At 76.9% G+C, this 2,369-nt stretch carries 2 protein-coding genes and 1 pseudogene; 2 read left to right on the plus strand and 1 reads right to left on the minus strand.

From position 1 onward, the window contains the following. On the minus strand, positions 1-640 hold a 640-nt coding region (locus BJF79_RS54445; RefSeq protein WP_262403154.1), incomplete at its 3' end, for a hypothetical protein. Positions 641-808: 168 nt separating this feature from the next. Here BJF79_RS54445 and BJF79_RS67760 point away from each other — a divergent pair. Both BJF79_RS67760 and BJF79_RS67765 read left to right on the plus strand, forming a co-directional pair. Next, positions 809-1,468 (plus strand): annotated as a pseudogene (locus BJF79_RS67760) (phosphatase PAP2 family protein); the annotation flags it as partial. A 349-nt stretch (positions 1,469-1,817) separates the two neighbouring features. Then, positions 1,818-2,369 (plus strand): wax ester/triacylglycerol synthase domain-containing protein (locus tag BJF79_RS67765; RefSeq protein WP_410050195.1); only part of this gene is annotated, 552 nt, incomplete at its 3' end.

Genomic DNA, 2,369 nt, shown 5'->3' on the forward strand with positions numbered 1-2,369 from the left:
GCACTCGGGCGCGCAGCTCGCCCGCCGCCTCGACCGCGTCGGCGATCGTGCCGACCGGGCCGCCGACGGCCTCGGCGAGTTCCTCCAGGTTCGGTTTGACCAGGTCGGGGCCCGCTCGACGGCCGCGCGCAGCGCGGGACCGCTGGTGTCGACCGCGACGCGGACGCCGTCCGCCGCGAACCGGCGGCACAGCGCCGCGTAGGCGGTGCCGGGGACGCCCGGCGGGAGGCTGCCGCAGCCCACCACCCAGCCCGCCCCGGCCGCCGCCGCGGCCTCGACGGCGCCGGTGACCTCGTCCAGCTCCGCGGCCGAGAGCGGGCCGCCGGGCTCGTTCAGCTTGGTGACGACGCCGTCCGGTTCGACGACGGTGACGTTGGAGCGGGTGCGCCCGGCGACCCGGACGGCCCGGGCGGCTGGCCCTCGGCCTGCAGCAGCAGCCGCAGCTGCTCGCCGTCGCGCCGCCGACCGTGAGGACGGCGGTGGAGTCGGTGCCGTTGGCCAGCAGCGCGCGGGAGACGTTGACGCCCTTGCCGCCGGGGTCCAGGCGCGCCGAACGGGCCCGGAGCACCGCGCCGCGCGTCAGCGCGTCGACCTCGATCGTCCGGTCGAGGCTGGGGTTGAGCGTCAGCGTGACGATCATGCGCGGCCCGTTCCCGAATGCATGTTGTTTTCCTCCCGTTTGAGCTTGTTCCCTTTTATTTAGGCCTGTGCCGTGTCCGAGTCAAGGGGGCGGCTGTGGTTTTCGCGGAGAAAGCCACACCCGTCCCGGCCGGGATCGGCCGTGGACCCGTGCCGCGAGGTGGGAATGATGTCCCGTGCGGGACGACGGCCCGGACGAGCCGGGGAGGACGGCGTGAGACGACACGGGCGCGCGGCCCCGGCGGCACGGGAGATCGCCGTCGGGCTGCTCGTCCTGGCCGTGTACGCGGTGTCCGCGCACGCGTTCGCCGGGGACCGCGCGACCGCCGACGCGAACGGCCTGCTGCTCCTCGACCTGGAGCGCCGGACCGGCCTGGACGTCGAACGTCCCCTCAACGAGGCCCTGGCACGGAACGATCGGCTGAGCGTCCTGGCCGCCTGGGAGTACGCCACCACCTACGTCATCGGCACGTTCGGGTTCCTCGGCTACCTGTGGTGGCGGCGGAGTCCCGCGTATCCGTGGGCGCGCAACACGCTGATCTGGACGACGCTCATCGCGATCGCGTGCTTCGCGCTGTGGCCCGTCACGCCGCCGCGGCTGCTGCCCGGAGGCGGATACGTCGACGTCATCGCGCTGCACCATCCGCCCGCCACCTGGGGGACGGGCGTGGTGTCGGCGGGCGCGAACCCGTACGCGGCCATGCCGAGCCTGCACATCGGCTGGATCGCCTGGATCGGCGCCGCCGCCGTCCGCGCCCGCTGCGGGCCCGTGTTCCTGTGGGTCTGCGTCCTGCATCTGGGGGTGACGAGCGCGGTCATCGTGGCGACCGCCGCGCACTACGTCGTCGACATCCCCGCCGGGCTGCTGCTCGTCCCGGCCGCGGCGGCCGCCGAACTGCTGCGCGTCCGGCTGTCGCGCCCCGCCGCCCCGGCCGGACGGACGCCGCCGAGTCCGGGCACGCGCAGCGGGTGGCGGCACCCGACGCGTTCTTCCTGTACGTCGAGGACGGCGGCGTTCCGCAGGTCGTCGGCGGGGTCGCCGAGTTCGCGGGCCGCGGGCCGCCGGTGGAGCGGGTCCGCGCCCTGCTCGCCGAACGGCTCCCGCGGCTGCCCCGCCTCACGCAGCGCGTCGCCCCGGCGGGGTTCCTGCGCGCCCGCGCTGGGTTCCGGCCGCCGACATCGACCTCGACCGGCACGTCATCGAGGTCGACGCGCCCGCCGCCCCGTCCGCCGGGCGCGGCCGGCCGCTGGACGACGTGGTGGCGCGGCTGGCCGCGACGCCGCTGGACCGCGACCGTCCGCTGTGGCGGTTCTGCCTCGTCCGGGGCGGGCCCGGCGGCCGGGACGCGGCCGTGATCGTCCTGCACCACGCGATCGCGACGGCGATCGGCGTGGTCGACATCCTGCGCGGCATCCTGGAGCCCCGGCTGCCCGAGGCGGACGTGCCGCGCGGCCCCGGCCGGCTCGTGCGCGCCGCCGCCGACGTCCCCGGGCTCGTCGCGCTCGCCCGCGACGGCGCCGCGCCCGCCGTCGCGATCACCGGCCCGCTCGGCGTCCGCCGCGGCCAGCACCACCGCGACGCTGCCGCTGGACCGCGTCCGCGCCACCGCCCGCGACGCCGGGGTGCGCGTCACCGACCTGCTCCTCGCGCTGGTCGGGGAGGTCGTCGCGGACGTCCTCGACGGCGCGGCGAACCGGCGGACCGGCGGTCGCTGCGCGCGGCCGTCCCC

The sequence above is a fragment of the Actinomadura sp. CNU-125 genome (assembly GCF_001942465.1).
Taxonomy (GTDB): Bacteria; Actinomycetota; Actinomycetes; order Streptosporangiales; family Streptosporangiaceae; genus Spirillospora.